The following is a 15,941-nucleotide window of genomic DNA, read 5'->3' as shown; positions in this document are numbered from 1 at the left end:
CTAATCTCCTCCTTTCGGCTTAGATTTTCGTTTTTAAATATTCATAAATTTTTTCTAAAGTCAAGTCAATTTCATTTACATCTTCAACTTGAAACCATTTAACATTATTGTCTTTAAAAAACCATGTATATTGTCTTTTAGCAAATCTCCTGGTGTTGCGCTTTAAAATATTTACTGCATCTTCTAATGTTGTATTGCCTTCAAGGTACTCAATAATTTCTTTGTATCCTATAGCTTGCATAGAAACAAGATTTTTGTCATATCCCTTATCAATTAAAGTTTTAACTTCATCAATAAGGCCGTCTTCAATCATTTTATCTACCCTTTGATTTATTCTGTCATAAAGGATTTTTCTGTCCAAGCTCAGTCCAATAAGGATGCATTCATATTTATTGCTTTGTTTTCTGATGTCTGTGTTAAGCTCGGAAAATTTTTTTCCTGTTATGTCATGAACTTCTAAAGCTCGAATAACTCGTTTTACATTTTTTTTATGTATTTTTTCTGCAGATTCAGGGTCTATTTTCTTTAGTTTTTCATAAAGAGTATCTTCCCCATGTTCTTCATAATAATAAGTATAATAATCTCTTAATTGGCTATTTGATTTAGCATTTCCAAAATCTAGGTCGTAAATAAGAGAATTGATGTATAGCCCGCTACCTCCAACAATTACAGGAATATTATTATTTAAAAGCATATTATTTATGATATTTTCAGCATCATTTTTGAAATCCGATACTGAAAAATTTTCATCTGGATTTATCAAATCAATCATGTGATGAATTATTCCCTGCGTTTCTTTATTGGATACTTTAGCTGTTCCTATATCCATACCCTTGTAAATTTGCATTGAGTCAGCAGATATTATTTCAGTGTTCAGTTTTTTTGCAAGCTCTACAGATACATGCGTCTTTCCTACTGCAGTAGGTCCGACTATAACAATTATTTTATTGTTCATTATTTAATGTTCCTTTATTTTTGGATTCTTTCAAATATTTTTTCTATTTCATATTTTGTCATTTTTATTATAGTAGGACGTCCGTGAGGACATGTATAGGGATTTTCAGTTGTTTTCAAGTTGTCTAACAGTGCTTTTACTTCAGGTATATGAAGCTTATCTCCTGATTTTACGGATTTTACGCAAGCATTTTTTATTATTTTATCTAATGCTAAATTCAAGTTCGTTTTATTTATATTTTTCAGGGAATCAAGAATAGTATAAAAAATATCCTTAATATTTGAATCTCTGAATATAACAGGTACAGTATTTATAAGTATAGCATTATTTCCGAAGTTTTCAATGGAAAAACCTAAATTTTCAAATATTTCTGTGTTGTTAATTGTTGCGTAATAATCATCATAAGATAAATTAACTACTTCAGGCATTAAAAGTTCCTGTCTAATAATTCCTTTGTTGTTGTATTGATTTAAAAATTTCTCGTAATTTATTCTTTCATGTGCAGCATGCTGATCTATCATGTATAGTTCCGATTTTTCAATATTTTCGCAAATAATGTATGTGTTCATTAAAATCCCTATTATCGAAAGTTCTGGTATTTTGCTGTTTTTTTCATCTTCAATTTCTATGAAAGAATGCTGTATCTCTTCTACTTTTTCTGCTTGATAAAATGTTTCTTGTTTAATTGTTTTTTCATCTGCTGATTCTTCAATGATGTCATCAAATATATTGCCGGTTGTTTCTGTATTTAAATTAATTTCTTTAAAAGTAATATTTTCGTAATCCTCATTATTTGTAGCATTATCATACTTATCATCATACTTATTCGAGTTATATCTGTTTTTTTCGTAGGTATTGTTATTTTCAAATATTGAGAAAGTATTATTGCTTTTTTCTGATTTATTAGATAAACAATCTGGCACAATTGTCTCTTTTGTAATTTCTTTCATTATATTATTTGAATTTAAAGCCGAATATATTGCTTTTTTAACTTCATTTAGAACAATATCTTCATTTTGAAATCTAACTTCTGTTTTAGCAGGATGTACATTTACATCAACAAGAGAAGGATTTATTTCAATTTTTAAAAAGCAGGCTGGGTACTTGTTTTTTGGAAGAAGCGTGTTGTATGCAGCTTCTATGAAATAGTTCATGCGTTTGTGTTTAATAAACCTGTCATTTACAAATATAATCTGCTGTTTGCGGTTTCCCCTATAATAATTCAAATTAGTTGTATAACCATTAATTTTAACAATATTGCTGCAATAATCAACTTTTAAAAGCGAGTTGTAAAGTTCTTTTTCATAAAGGCTTGAAATGGTATTTATAAAATCAGTTGTTTTAGGTGTTCTAAAAGCTATTGTATTGTTGGTTATATATTTAAATGATATATTTTGTTTGCTTAATGCTAATGAAACTACAATTTCATTTATATTGCTGCTTTCTGCTGTGTCGCTTTTTAAGAATTTTTTTCTCGCAGGCACATTATAAAAAAGTTCTGTTACGGTTATAGTAGTTCCTACGGGACATCCCACGTCTTCTTTAAGTTTAATTTCTCCGCCTTCTATGTGAATTTTTATGCCATAGGGATCATCATTTGTTCTTGTGATAACTTCCACACGGGCAACTGCTGCAATGCTAGCTAAAGCTTCACCACGAAAGCCAAGCGTAAAAAGGGAATTTAAGTCGTCTGATGTTTCTATTTTACTCGTGCAGTGCCTTTTAAAAGCATCTTCAACTTCATTTTTATTAATTCCTTTTCCATTATCGGTTATTCGAATTAAAATTTTCCCGCCATTTTTAATTTCAACAATTATTTCATCAGCATTTGCATCAATAGAATTTTCCACAAGTTCCTTTACTATTGACTTTGGGTTTTCGATAACTTCACCGGCAGCTATTTTATTTATAGTTTCATTATCTAACAAATGTATTTTAGCCATAATTTACCTTCTTTAAATGTGTCTTACCTTTTCTATTATGTCATTTAATAGTGTGAATGCTTTTAGTGGTGTTAAATTGTCTATGTCAATATTTTTTATATTTTCAGCTAATTCCTTATATTCCTTGTTCTTGCTTTTTTCAACTGGGTCTGTCTGGAACATGGAAACTTGGAAATTGTCAGTTACTCTGTCTCTTTTCTTTTTGGCAAATGGTTTGTTTATATCACTTTCGTCTAATTGATTTAAAATTTCCTTTGCCCTTACAACTACTTCATCAGGAAGTCCTGCCAAGTTTGCAACTTGAATTCCGTAACTTCTGTCTACGCTACCTTCTGCAATTTTTCGAAGAAATATTATTTTATCATCTGTTTCTTTAATTAATATTCTGTAATTCTTAACACTTTTTAACTTGCTTTCTAATTCTGAAAGTTCATGGTAATGCGTTGCAAACAATGTTTTAGCTTTTATTTTTTTTGTGATGTATTCTACAACACTCCATGCGATGCTTAAGCCGTCATATGTGCTGGTTCCCCTTCCAATTTCATCTAAAATTAAAAGACTGTTTTCTGTAGCGTTGTTTAAGATGTTGGAAACCTCACTCATTTCAACCATAAATGTACTTTGTCCCTGGGATAAATCATCTGAAGCTCCAACTCGGGTAAATATTTTATCCAATACACAAAGTTCAGCACTTTTTGCAGGAACAAAGCTTCCTATGTGCGCAAGAAGAGCTATTAGAGCAACCTGCCTCATATAAGTGGATTTACCTGCCATATTTGGTCCTGTAATAATTGACATGCGTTTTTCTTTATTGTCTATGAAAGTATCATTAGGAACAAACATTTCGTTTTTCATTATTTTTTCTATAACAGGATGTCTTCCGTCAACTATTTTTAAGTATCCCTTGTTGTTCATTTCAGGTCTTACATAGTTATTTTTTACTGAAGATACAGCCAAAGAATTCAGTGTGTCAATTACGGCAATGCTATATGCTGTTTCTTGAATTCTTATTACCTGGTCTTTAATATTCTGTCTGATTTCCAGGAACAACTCATATTCAAGTTTTATCAGCAGTTCATCGGCATTTAAAATTTTGGCTTCCATTTCCTTAAGTTCAGGTGTAACATATCTTTCACAGTTTGCCAAAGTCTGCTTTCTTATATAATAATCAGGAACATTTTTTAGATATGACTGTGTCACTTCAAGGTAGTAGCCAAAAACCTTTGTATAACCAATCTTTAAATTCTTAATGCCCGTCTCTTCTCTTTCTTTGTTTTGAAGTTCAGAAATCCAGTTCTTGCCATTTACAGTTATTTCCTTGATTTCATCAAGTTCATCATTATACCCGCTTTTTATTAAGCCTCCTTCTTTCACAGAAATTGGCGGCTCATCTACAATTGATTTGTCTATAAGTTCATAGATATCTCTTAAAGTGTCAAAACTTTCATAAATATCAGCAAACAATTTAGATGAAAGTTCGGATGTTTCAGATTTTAAATCAGGAAGACTTGATACGGACTGCTTCAATGCGTTTAAATCTCTTGCGTTGCAATTGCCGTAAACTATTCTGCTTATGAGCCTTTCAATATCATAAATGCTTTTTAAATATTCCTTTATGTTGTTGGAAACCATTACATTGTTGTAAAGTTCCTCAACTGCATCAAGTCTGTTGTTAATAAGATTTATATTTTTAAGAGGTTCTTCAATCCATTTTTTCAGCTGTCTCCCGCCCATGGCAGTCATTGTATAATCTAGCACATTATACAATGTACCTTGTCCTTTTTTGCCTCTAACAGTTTCAATGAGCTCAAGATTTTTCCTTGTGCTTGAATCCAGGTACAAATATTCTCCCACATTATAAAAATGTAGCTTGTTTATGTGTTCCAAAGATATTTTTTGAGTTTGATTCAAGTAATTTATCAGCATTCCCAGTGACATCACTGCATAATTGTTGTCTGAAAGTCCAAATGAATCCAATGAAACAACGTTGAAGTGCTTTAATATTATTTCTTTATATTCAGAATAGCTGAGCACTTCTGTGCAGGTGACCATTGAATCTATTGCATCATTGTCTGTAAGTTTATTGCTTATTATTTCTGATGGATTTATTTTAAATATTTCTTCTTTTAAGAAATCAAATTTCTTGCTGGTATTTATATTAAAATCATTCAGTGATATATTTTCTGTTACATACAAGTCACCTGTAGAAATATCTGCATAGGACATGCCAAAACCCTTGTCAATATAAGTACAGCATAAATAGTTATTACTTTTTTCATCTAGCATATTTTGGTCAATTATTGTGCCAGGTGTTATTACTCTTATAACATCACGCTTAACAATTCCTTTTGCGGCTGCTGGATCTTCAAGCTGTTCACATATTGCAACCTTGTGGCCATTTTCAATGAGTTTTGAAATATAATTATTAACTGCATGATAAGGAACGCCGCACATAGGTGCTCTTTCTTCTTGACCGCAGTCACGGCCTGTAAGGGCTATTTCTAATACCTTTGATGCTGTAATTGCATCGTCAAAAAACATTTCATAAAAATCCCCCAGCCTGTACAAAAGTATGCAATCTTTGTACTGATTCTTGATGTTGAAATACTGCTCCATCATAGGTGTATATTTAGCCATTGCAACTCCTTTTCCCACTTTTGTCTATCTATTATTCTATTTCGCCTTCCATGTGGAATGTTTTTACATTAGTTATTTTTACATTTACTATTTCGCCTATCAAATCTTCGCTTCCCTTGAAATGAACAAGTCTAAAATGTTCAGTTCTTCCCGTCAAAAATGTTTCACTTGTTTTGCTTACTGATTCAACTAAAACAGGATAAACTTTTCCAATGCACTGCTGGTTTTTATCTAAAACAATTGGGTACAGAACATCCAACAGCCTATCAAACCTTTCATGCTTTACTTCATCCGGTATTTGATTTTCCATCAAAGCAGCAGTTGTTCCCTCTCTAATAGAATAAAGGAAAGTAAATGCCGAATCATATTTAACCTTTTTTATTACGTCAATTGTTTCCTGGAAATCTTCTTCTGTCTCTCCCGGGAAACCTACAATTATATCTGTTGTAATAGCCACATCCGGTACTTCTTTTTTTAATTTATTAACTAATTCAAGATAATGTTCTTTTGTGTATTTACGGTTCATTCTTCTCAATACGTCACTGCTTCCTGACTGAACAGGCAAATGAACATGGTTGCATACTTTATCGCATTCTTTTATAACCCTGATTAAATCATCTGTTAAATCTTTAGGATGTGATGTCATAAAGCGTATTCGTTCAATACCGTCAATTTTATTCAGTTCATACAGAAGCTCTGCAAATGTAATTCCATTTTTCAAATTATTCCCGTAAGAATTTACATTTTGTCCTAAAAGTGTTACTTCTTTATAGCCATCTTCTGCCAAAGCTTTTACTTCATTGATAATATCTATTGGTTCTCTGCTTTTCTCTCTCCCTCTTACATAAGGCACTACACAATATGTGCAAAAATTATCGCAACCATAAGTAATATTTACAAGAGCCTTGTATTTAAACTTTCTTTGTTTAGGCATATCTTCATAAATAAGTTCAGTATTGTCAATAATATCAACACTTCTTTTCTTATTGATTTCCGCATTATAAATTAAACTTGGAAGTTCGTGAATTGTGTTTGTTCCAAATATAATATCAACAAAAGAAAAAGTTTTAAGAACCTTTTGTCTTATTTCTTCCTTTTGCATCATGCATCCGCAAACGGCAATTAACATATCAGGTTTTTTTCTTTTTAATCCTTTTACTTCTCCGAGTTTTCCGAAAAATTTAAGCTCTGCATTTTCTCGTATAAGACAAGTGTTAAATATAACTAGGTCAGCATTGTTTTCGTCGTCAGTCTCTTCGTATCCAATTGATGTGAGCATACCGGATATTTTTTCCGAATCGTGTTCATTCATTTGACATCCGTATGTTAAAATGTGATAAGTTTTTCTTTTTCAATTCATAATTAAAAATTGTTCATTATTGTTTTGTAACTCTATTATTTTGTTACTTTCAAGTTTTCCGTGTTTGTTTATGTAATCTATTTTTCTACTGCTCATATTTCTCCAACTTTCTATTTATATCCTGTTATTTCTTGAGTATTATATCATTTTATAATAATTTGTTCAATAAAAAAACTTTCTTAAAGTATTAAAAGAAAATATATTGTCAAAAATAAAAATAAATATTTAAATTTATATAAATTTGATGTAAAATACCATGAATAGAATAATTGTTATTTTTTAGAAAGGATATTAAATGAATAATATAGATATTATCAACAAAAGACGCATCTTTGGTATAATTTCACACCCTGATGCCGGAAAAACTACATTGACAGAAAAACTTTTATTGCACGGAGGTGCAATACGAGAAGCAGGTACAGTTAGAGCAAGAAAAAATTCTAAATTTGCGAAATCAGACTGGATGGAAATTGAAAAACAACGTGGTATATCTGTTACATCCTCAGTTATGCAATTTGAATACGATGATAAAGTAATATCCATAATGGATACACCAGGACATAATGACTTTGGTGAAGACACATATCGTATTTTGACTTCAGTTGACAGTGCAGTAATGGTAATAGATGCAGCAAAAGGTATAGAAGCACAAACTAAAAAGCTGTTTCAGGTTTGCAGCATGCGCGGTATTCCAATATTTACTTTTATTAATAAACTTGACAGAGAATCCATGGATCCACTTGAATCAATGCAGGAGCTTGAAGAAGTTTTAGGACTTCCTTCAGTTGCAGTAACTTGGCCAATTGGATGTGGAAAAGAATTTGAAGGAATTTTTGACAGACTTAGAAATACAATTTATTTGTTCAGAAAAAAGGAACAAATATACCTTGATGGCGAAGGCGTACATTCAAACAAACTAGATGGAGTATTAAATCCTATAAATTTAAAAAATTTGAGAAATGCTATGGAACTTCTTGATGGTGCCGGAAATGAATTTGATTTGGATTTAGTAAAACAAGGGAAACTTTCACCTGTATTTTTTGGTTCAGCTTTAGCTGATTTTGGAGTAACAGAATTTTTAGAACATTTTCTGCAAATGTCTCCTCCACCATCTGCAAGAAAAACTACAAAAGGAAATGTTAATCCAACAGATGAGGAATTTACAGGCTTTATTTTCAAGATTCAGGCAAACATGGATCCTAACCACAGAGACCGTCTTGCGTTTTTAAGAATTTGTTCCGGAACTTTTGTAAGAGGAATGAATGTTACATTGTCAAGAACAGGAAAGCAATTGAAATTAAGTCAGTCAACTCACTTAATGGCTAATGAGCGTGAAACTGTAGATACAGCATATGCGGGGGATGTTATAGGAATATATGATTCAGGCAATTTCCAAATTGGTGATACTTTAACTAATGGAAAAGATAAAATATTATTTGAACCTCTGCCTACATTTCCTCCTGAAATGTTTTGCCGAGTAAGCGCTAAAAATTCTCTTAAGGGAAAGAACTTTCAAAAAGGCGTTGAACAACTTGCTCAAGAAGGAGCAATACAGGTTTATAAAAATGAATACAATGAAGTTATATTAGGAGCTGTAGGTATTCTTCAATTTGAAGTGTTTGAATACCGTTTGGTGAATGAATACAATACTGACATTCGTATGGAAAACATAGATTTTACTGTTGCACGTTGGGTTAAAACTGACAATCCGGACAGCTTGAAAAAATATCAAAATACTCGTTGCATGCTTGTTTTTGATCATTATGAAAGACCGGTTCTTTTGTTTACAAATCAATATGCATTGAAGAGTTTCCAAGAGCGAAACGAAGATTTAGTATTGGTAGAAGCATTAGATGTATTAGATACATTAGATAATATTGCTGTTTAAAAAAATAAACCCGGATAATTTAATTTATCTGGGTTTTATAATGTTTTAAGAATTTTAAGCAAGCATATTTTTTTTAGTTTCTGTAAGCTTGTTGCTCCATTTTCCACATCTGTCGCCAAAATAACCTATTATATTATTGTTTTCAAAAATTTTTACTACTTCGCATTTATTTGCGCAACCTTCACATTCAAAACTTCGAGATATAATGCTTTTGTTTGCAATTTCAAATCCTCTGAAATTTGAAATTCCTGTTTTTTTAACAGTTGATTTTGCAATTATGGCGGCACCAATTGCTCCCATCATGCTGAAATGTTCAGGAACAAATATTTCAAAACCAAGGACATTTTCAAAAGCAGCTTTCATTCCAATATTTGCAGCAACGCCACCTTGAAATAAAACTTTTGGTAGTATTTGTTTACCTTTTCCAATATTGTTTAAATAATTTCTCACCAAAGCATCACACAACCCTCTTATTATTTCAGATTTATTGTATCCAAGCTGCTGCTTATGAATCATGTCAGATTCTGCAAATACCGCGCATCTACCAGCAATTCTTACCGATGAAGTTGCTCTTAAAGCATAATCTCCAAATTCTTCTATGGGAATATCAAGTCTTTCAGCTTGCCTGTCTAAAAACGATCCAGTTCCTGCAGCACATACTGTATTCATGGCAAAATCAGATACGATGCCATTGTTTAATAGAATTATTTTTGAATCCTGTCCGCCTATTTCTATAATAGTTTTAACATTTTTGTCAATTTCTAAAGCAGCTGTTGCGTGGGCAGTTATTTCATTTTTAGCAGAGTCAGCTCCGATAATTGCAGAAGCAATCATCCTCCCGCTTCCTGTTGTGCCAACGGCAGCAATTTGTGATTTTTCATATTTCTCTTTTAAAACTTTGAACCCTTCTTGTATGGCATTAATGGGATTTCCTTTTGTTCTTAAGTAAATTTTTTCAACTACATTCATGTTTTTATCCAACAATACAAGGTCTGTACTCACAGAGCCTACATCAACACCCAGATAATACATTATCCCGCCTCCTTTCAAGCAAATCTATAAAAGCTTCTATTCTTGTAATGTAACCAGCTTCACCTGTCATATCATCAACTACAAGTGACATTATTGGAAAGTCATTGTCTTTTGAAATAGTAGGAAGTATTGATTTTGATACAATTTCAGGCATGCATCCCATAGGGAAAATTTGTATTGCACCATCAAAACCTTCTTTACATGCTGTAACAGCTTCCCCTACACATTCCAATGCATGACCTCCAATTTCAATGGACAAATATGGTTTAGCATTTCTTTTAATATTGAGGGAATTTAATTTAAATGGGCTAAGAATTGTATTTTTAACCCACCAGCTTGGAGTGAGTCCTCTTTTTGTGGAAACTCCATAATCCATGAGTTTATCTTCTATGTAAAAATTAGAGTATGGTTCAATAACTGTGTAAATTTCTCCTATTATTGCTATTTTTAATGGGTTTTTGTTTATGTCAACGGCTATATGGTTTATTTTTTCTTTATAGTGTTTTAACAGATGAATCATTTCTTCAGAACTTAAGCATTTCATTGCCTCATTCTTGCAATCATTCAGTATGCTTTTACATTCTCCTTTGTTTCTTTCAAAGCCTGCATAAAAATGAGATAATTCTTCTATTTTGTCAATTAACTTCATTGCTAAAAGAGCATCATAAAGTGCTTTGAATTTTTCAAGAGTAGTCTTAGTGCTATTTGAAGAAATTTTTGTAATTCTTTTGATTAATTCTTCTATTCCAATATCTTTTGGATAGTCCAGCACAATGAAATTTAAATCATACCCCATACTTTTCAATAAATTCATTTGAAGCTCACAATATTCTCCAAATCGGCAAGGGCCGCAGCTACCGGGAATAATTATTGTGTCAGCTCCCTGCTCTATAGCTTGAATATAATTTCCAATCATTATTTTAAAAGGAAGACATATTTCTTCGGGTGAATATAAGGAACCTATATCTAAGGAGGTTTTATTGTTTTTTTGAGGAATAACATAATCTATACCTAGACCGTCTAAAAGAGTTTTAACCCCTATATATACATTACCCATGTGTGGGAATGTCGCTTTCATTGCACACCCTCCTTTCAAGCATATCTGCAAAAGCTTCAATTCTTGTATCAATTCCTGCCTCGCCTGTATGCTCATCAACTTTCAATATTAATAATGGGAAATTTCCTATATTACTTTTTATAAGTTCTATTATTACAGAATCCGTTCCACAGTTAAAAGATGAAACATAAATTATTCCATCAACTTTTCTTTCTTTTACAGCATTTGCAGCAAATCCGTAATTTTCTCTTGCAAATGTCCAAAATGGTTTTTTGTACAATTCTTCAATTTGTAAATCAATTATTAAATTATTAGTGAATTCCATCGTTTCAACACCTATTCCCAAATTGTTCAGTTTTTTTACTAAATTCATATTAATGAAATTATCATAAATGTTGTACGAATGACCTACCAAAGCAATTTTCATGTCAAAACCTTCGTCCAGAATTCCGGTATGATACTTTTCTTGTGCGTTTAATGCTTTGATAAATGCGCTTTTAATTTTAAAGTTGTTGCTGGTTACTTTTTTTCCTGCAGTTTTAGCCCATTTATACAAACTTTTTTTCGAAGTTGCATAAATAGGCTCGGTAATTGATATTGGCATATTTTCAATTGAGTTAATTACCATTTCAGGTAGTCCACAAAATTTAGGACAAATAAATTCATTTTTTCTTAATTGCATTACTCTTGGTATTACAATAACATCACACTTATCTTTTATTGATGCGACATGTCCATGAAATATTTTAACAGGAAGACATGCTTCATCAACACAATATTTAACTCCTTCATCTAGAATATCTTTGTTTGTATCTGCTGAAGTAATGATTTCAGCTCCAAGTTCACCAAAAAACGTAATTAAAAAGGGATGGTACTTATTATATAACAGCCCTTTTGGAATTCCTACCTTCATATTATCCTCCATAATAAAAAAATATCACAAATTCTATTATTTCCATAATTTGTGATATTATTCTAAATTATTATTTAGCTAACCTAATAATTAAAAAACAGAGGGATCTTGCTATGATATGATATTTAATTATTTATTGTCTAATAAAGCTAAGTATCCATAATTATACTATTGCAATTAAGGTTTGTCCCCACAATTTAATAATAAATCATACGTCATAATTATATCTATTATTACCATATTTTGCAACGTATAAAGGATAATTATTGTAGACTATAGATAATTTGGAATTTTTTTCTATACACCAGTTGGTATCTAACAATAAAAAATAGAGACTATCAAAATAGAAAATAATTCTAAAATGATAGCCTCTATATAAATAATTGTTTATTTTTCCTACATTATCATATAAAAAACCATATCAGTTACTATTGCACCTATTACTACTAACATAATGGGCATCTTTAACAAGCTCAATATAACTGCCACAAAAGCACCAACAATCCCAATCGCCATATTTCCTTCATCTACTGACAAAACTCCTGGAAAAATCAATGCTGCCATTGCTGTATAAGGAATTAAGCTTAAAAACTTTTCCGTTTTTTTATTAAATCTTATCTTTTCAACCAGCACTGCGGGCAGCATTCGAGGTATATATGTTACAATTCCCATCCCAATGATTAAAATAAGTATCCTCATTCTACGCACCCCTTTCCTTGTCTTTTATAATGAACATCCCTAAGCATGCGCCTGTCAATATAGAAAGTATAAGTGCCGTGCTGGACGAAAAAAATATTCCAAAAATACTGTTAATAATTCCAGTAATAATCACGACAAAAAATAACTGCATATTTTTTCGAATATTAGGTATCAATATAGCTATAAATGAAGCATAAAAAGCTATTCCAAGGCTTTTAGATATGGTATCAGGCAAGACACTCAGTGCAATACAGCCAATCGCTGTGGATACTATCCATGAAATACCAAGAGATGTATTTATTCCGAATAAAAATTTATCGTCATCCTCGCCTTCTTCACTCATGGAAAACAAGGCAAAAGACTCATCACACAATACATAAGCCAACGCCATTTTTTTCAGCAGTCCTTTTTCTTTTAATCTGTTCATCACATATGTACTCATTATTAAATGCCTAAGGTTAATTAAAAAAGTAGCAAATATAATTGCCGGAACTGATGCTCCCTGAACAAGCATACCTACAGACATAATCTGACTTGCCCCTGCAAATACGATAATTGACATCAGTATTGCCTGCCACGATTCTAATCCTCCCTGCCTTGCTATAATGCCAAAAGAAATTCCAATCGGTATGACTCCCATGCATATGGGTAATCCGGTTTTCACTCCAGAAATAAATCGTTTCATGCTACAAACATCCCCTCTATTTTATAAATAAATAAATCTATTTTACTACACAAAAATTCACAATGCAATTTATATTTGCTTGACGCTTGATAATAAATATTCTTCTAGAGGGGGGTTTAGCTTTTGCTTTTTTTATTTTCATACATTAACAAATCTATATATTTCTGAAATTCTTCCATTTATAATTCTTGCACAAATTTTTAGTTTCTAGAATATTTCTCATAAAAAAAACTCCATACTTCTGTTTTCTCAAGTATAAAGGTCAATTATAAGTATTTTATAAGGATAACCTGCTGATAATTCACAATTATTTTCAATATATCCATTTATATTTTACAATAAAAAAAAGAGACTAATCAAAAAAGAAAGTAATTCTAAAATGATAGTCTCTATAGCTTTGCTTCAGATTCTGAAACAATATTTATTTTTTTTCCAATGTTTCTTCTTTCAATTTAAATGTATCCACCAAGCTTTTAAGCATTTGAGCTTGTCCTGAAAGTTCTTCACTGGCGCTAGCACTTTCTTCTGCAGTAGCAGAGTTTGTTTGTACGACAGAAGATATTTGGTCTACGCCTACATTAATTTGATCAATTGCACTCGATTGTTCTTCTGAAACCTGTGCTATCATCTGCACCTTATCACTTACTATTCTTACTTTTGTTACAACTGCTTCAAGTGAAGTTGCAGTTTCATCTGCCAAAATTCTGCCATTTTCAATAGCAATAATGGAATTTTCAATAAGTGAAGTTGTATTTTGGGCTGCCTGTGAGCATTTGCCTGCAAGATTACGAACTTCGTCTGCTACCACTGCAAATCCTTTACCTGCAGCACCTGCACGAGCAGCTTCTACTGCGGCATTTAACGCAAGTATATTGGTTTGGAATGCAATGTCATCAATAGTTTTGATAATTTTATTAATTTCGTTTGATGTATTAGTAATTTCCGTCATCGCTACCTTTAACTCTTGCATATGTTGATTGCTTTCTATAACACTCTTGCCAGCTTCACTTGAAAGGTCACTTGCTTCAACTGCATTATTTGCATTCTCTTTAATCTTGTCTGCGATTTCAGTAATAGTTGCAGATAACTCTTCTATGGAGCTTGCTTGCTCCGTGGCGCCTTGAGATAGTGACTGGGATGCGGATGAAACTTGTTCTGCTCCTGAAGACACTTGCTCCGACGATATATTAATTTCGCCAATGGTCTCACTTAAACCTGTGCTTATTTTATCTAAAGATAGTAATAAAGGTTTAAAATCACCTACATATTTATTGCTATAGGCACTTTCTATATTAAAGTTTCCTTTTGTCATTTCTTGTAATAATATTGTGATATCTTGGATGATTAAACTAAGATTTTGTGACATTAGTTCAAATGATTTTGATAATAAGCCGATCTCATCATTTGCATTAGCCTTATCTTGATAATCAAACCTACCATTAACAATGTCATTTGATGCATCAACGATACTTCCAAGAGGATTTAATATTCTTTTTACAATAATATATAAAGATATACAAATAATACATATAAAGAAAAAGGCTAAAACAATTTGCATATAAACAGTATTTTTTACAGCTTTTGTCATCTCTTTTTCTGAAATAGAAACTTTTGACCACCAAATTTGGTTACCAGCCTGGATAGGACTAAAAAACTCATAAATCATACCAGAATCAATCATAAACGGTTCTGATGCTTCAAACTTATCTTTGGTTGACGCGTCCAACTCTGAACCGATAGTTTCTATCCCCGCCATATCATAAATCTTAATACCATTATCACTATATATAGAAAATTGCATAGAATCATAATCAGCTGTAGCCGATTTGTTTATTGCTTCAAAAATATTAATATTAATATCACCTGTAACTACACCAATTGATTTTCCGTCTTTAATAATAGGGTAACAGGCCGTAATCATGTTAATCCCTTGATCTTCATAAACTTCTGTCATATAGAGATTTTGGGTATCTTTTGCTATACTATAATAGCTTTCATTAGCATAATTTTCGTAATTTCCATATGTTTGAGTTGTATTATTCTGAACGTCATTTGCGGATAAATATAATGTGTAATCTTTAATTGCATTATCAAAAGCATTTGGCTCGAAAAATAATCCCATCCCTACAATTTCAGGACTAGATTTCATATTGGAATGTATGCTTTCAATTGCATAACTTTCAATGTCGCCTGCATTTTGTGATATCAACGTATTAAAAACTTTGCTTGGTACAGCTTTATCGATTGTATCGATACTAAAAAGTGCGTCACCTATGTAGTTACCCAAAAGTTTTGTGGCTTTAGCTGATGTAGATAAGACTCCTTGTGCAATTTCAGCATTATTTTTAGCCACCTGCATCATCTGCGCTTCAAGGGAACGGGATAGTTGTTTAGAGGACATAAAAGTACTAACACTTACCAACAAAGTTAAACCCATTATTAAAATTATTGCAATAGATAAGGTTACTTTTGTTGTTATTCTTACATCTCTATATTTCTTCATAATATTTCTCCTATAACTACTTTTTTAAATGTTCTAAACATATATTGAATTGTTTTTATATTTATAATTGATATAACCTAATGCTATAATAAAGAATATTAGCAAGGGATAAATCAAATGCTCCTGAATAAATTCGGCGTTATCTTAAGTATATTTATTTTATCTGTAAAAATTTATTATTATATTACATTCTATTGTCGGCATCAAATGCTAATTTAGAACGTTCGCATTCATCAGGCCTCATTGTAATTTGATAACAAAACGAACTT

The 15,941-nt window shown here is 31.5% G+C and carries 11 protein-coding genes; 1 reads left to right on the top strand and 10 read right to left on the bottom strand.

All coding sequences use genetic code 11. The features are described from left to right. Positions 1-19: 19 nt before the first annotated feature. Genes miaA through miaB form a run of 4 tightly spaced genes read right to left on the bottom strand, consistent with a single transcriptional unit; the run spans position 20 to position 6,868 of the window. Positions 20-955: a tRNA (adenosine(37)-N6)-dimethylallyltransferase MiaA gene (miaA, locus tag SA378_RS07070; RefSeq protein ID WP_318525281.1), complete on the bottom strand. Its 936-nt coding sequence runs from the start codon at positions 953-955 to the stop codon at positions 20-22. A 14-nt stretch (positions 956-969) separates the two neighbouring features. Further along, positions 970-2,898: a DNA mismatch repair endonuclease MutL gene (mutL, locus tag SA378_RS07065; RefSeq protein ID WP_318525280.1), complete on the bottom strand. Its 1,929-nt coding sequence runs from the start codon at positions 2,896-2,898 to the stop codon at positions 970-972. 12 nt (positions 2,899-2,910) lie between these two features. Then, the gene (mutS, locus tag SA378_RS07060) at positions 2,911-5,535 is read right to left on the bottom strand and encodes a DNA mismatch repair protein MutS (protein ID WP_318525279.1); all 2,625 of its coding nucleotides are present in this window, start codon (positions 5,533-5,535) and stop codon (positions 2,911-2,913) included. Positions 5,536-5,566: 31 nt separating this feature from the next. Continuing rightward, positions 5,567-6,868: a tRNA (N6-isopentenyl adenosine(37)-C2)-methylthiotransferase MiaB gene (miaB, locus tag SA378_RS07055; protein ID WP_318525303.1), complete on the bottom strand. Its 1,302-nt coding sequence runs from the start codon at positions 6,866-6,868 to the stop codon at positions 5,567-5,569. A 322-nt stretch (positions 6,869-7,190) separates the two neighbouring features. Between miaB and SA378_RS07050 the strand changes: the two genes are divergently transcribed. Beyond that, positions 7,191-8,783 (top strand): peptide chain release factor 3, encoded by a 1,593-nt coding sequence (locus tag SA378_RS07050; protein ID WP_318525278.1) that lies wholly within the window; start codon positions 7,191-7,193, stop codon positions 8,781-8,783. Positions 8,784-8,837: 54 nt separating this feature from the next. Here the strand turns inward: SA378_RS07050 and SA378_RS07045 are convergent, their stop codons facing one another. From SA378_RS07045 to SA378_RS07020, 6 genes are all read right to left on the bottom strand, one after another. Further along, complete coding sequence (locus SA378_RS07045) at positions 8,838-9,815, bottom strand: acyl-CoA dehydratase activase (RefSeq protein ID WP_318525277.1); 978 nt, start codon at positions 9,813-9,815, stop codon at positions 8,838-8,840. Beyond that, on the bottom strand, positions 9,796-10,893 hold the full coding sequence (locus SA378_RS07040) for an acyl-CoA dehydratase activase-related protein (RefSeq protein WP_318525276.1): 1,098 nt from the start codon (positions 10,891-10,893) through the stop codon (positions 9,796-9,798). The genes SA378_RS07045 and SA378_RS07040 overlap by 20 nt, the downstream gene beginning before the upstream one ends. Next, positions 10,865-11,785, bottom strand: a complete 921-nt coding sequence (locus tag SA378_RS07035; protein WP_318525275.1) for an acyl-CoA dehydratase activase-related protein — start codon at positions 11,783-11,785, stop codon at positions 10,865-10,867. Before SA378_RS07035 ends, SA378_RS07040 begins: the two co-directional genes overlap by 29 nt. A 396-nt stretch (positions 11,786-12,181) precedes the next feature. Beyond that, on the bottom strand, positions 12,182-12,484 hold the full coding sequence (locus SA378_RS07030; RefSeq protein WP_318525274.1) for an AzlD domain-containing protein: 303 nt from the start codon (positions 12,482-12,484) through the stop codon (positions 12,182-12,184). A 1-nt stretch (position 12,485) separates the two neighbouring features. Then, complete coding sequence (locus SA378_RS07025) at positions 12,486-13,169, bottom strand: AzlC family ABC transporter permease (RefSeq protein WP_318525273.1); 684 nt, start codon at positions 13,167-13,169, stop codon at positions 12,486-12,488. 421 nt (positions 13,170-13,590) lie between these two features. Then, positions 13,591-15,672: a methyl-accepting chemotaxis protein gene (locus SA378_RS07020; RefSeq protein ID WP_318525272.1), complete on the bottom strand. Its 2,082-nt coding sequence runs from the start codon at positions 15,670-15,672 to the stop codon at positions 13,591-13,593. Positions 15,673-15,941 lie beyond the last annotated feature (269 nt).

Origin of the sequence: Sedimentibacter sp. (assembly GCF_033447055.1) — a bacterium.
In the GTDB taxonomy this organism is placed as follows: domain Bacteria; phylum Bacillota; class Clostridia; order Tissierellales; family Sedimentibacteraceae; genus Sedimentibacter.
This window is presented reverse-complemented; position numbering and strand designations above follow the sequence as displayed.

Coding starts and splice junctions, on each gene's coding strand:
- SA378_RS07050 (WP_318525278.1), top strand. CDS start 7,191: ATGAATAATATAGATATTATCAACAAAAGACGCATCTTTGGTATAATT.
- SA378_RS07040 (WP_318525276.1), bottom strand. CDS start 10,893: ATGAAAGCGACATTCCCACACATGGGTAATGTATATATAGGGGTTAAA.
- SA378_RS07045 (WP_318525277.1), bottom strand. CDS start 9,815: ATGTATTATCTGGGTGTTGATGTAGGCTCTGTGAGTACAGACCTTGTA.
- mutS (WP_318525279.1), bottom strand. CDS start 5,535: ATGGCTAAATATACACCTATGATGGAGCAGTATTTCAACATCAAGAAT.
- SA378_RS07030 (WP_318525274.1), bottom strand. CDS start 12,484: ATGAGGATACTTATTTTAATCATTGGGATGGGAATTGTAACATATATA.
- SA378_RS07035 (WP_318525275.1), bottom strand. CDS start 11,785: ATGAAGGTAGGAATTCCAAAAGGGCTGTTATATAATAAGTACCATCCC.
- miaA (WP_318525281.1), bottom strand. CDS start 955: ATGAACAATAAAATAATTGTTATAGTCGGACCTACTGCAGTAGGAAAG.
- mutL (WP_318525280.1), bottom strand. CDS start 2,898: ATGGCTAAAATACATTTGTTAGATAATGAAACTATAAATAAAATAGCT.
- SA378_RS07025 (WP_318525273.1), bottom strand. CDS start 13,169: ATGAAACGATTTATTTCTGGAGTGAAAACCGGATTACCCATATGCATG.
- SA378_RS07020 (WP_318525272.1), bottom strand. CDS start 15,672: ATGAAGAAATATAGAGATGTAAGAATAACAACAAAAGTAACCTTATCT.